The organism is Aquabacterium sp. A08, assembly GCF_011742065.1.
This window is the reverse complement of the sequence record NZ_JAAQQT010000186.1, coordinates 1-398: the sequence shown is the minus strand read 5'-3', so window position 1 is coordinate 398 and position 398 is coordinate 1. Positions and strand designations below refer to the sequence as shown.

General features: G+C 67.6%; 1 protein-coding gene. It reads left to right on the top strand.

Features of this window, described 5'->3' with window-relative positions; genetic code table 11:
• On the top strand, positions 1–398 hold a 398-nt coding region (locus HA630_RS26765; RefSeq protein ID WP_208299895.1), incomplete at both ends, for a sensor histidine kinase.

Genomic DNA, 398 nt, shown 5'->3' with positions numbered 1-398 from the left:
TACCTGCGCGACGACGTGGTGCGCGACGAGGACGTGCGGGTGGCCTACACCTGGGTGCCGCGCGGCCTCAACCTCGACCAGCTGGTGCTGATGCAGGTGGCCGAAACCCGCGGCAAACGCTCCAAGCTGGCGACCGAGATCATCAAGGGCGTGATGGTGCCGCAATTCATCATCCTGCCGCTGGCGGTGTTGCTGGTGTGGCTGGCGCTGGTGCGCGGCATCCGCCCGCTGAACGACCTGGAGCAGCGCATCCGCGCGCGCAAACCCGACGACCTCAGCCCGATCGAGAACGACCACGTGCCGCAGGAGGTGGCGCCGCTGGTGTCCTCCATCAACGACCTGCTGGACCGGCTGAAAAGCTCGCTGAGCAACCAGAAGCGCTTCCTGGCCGACGCCGC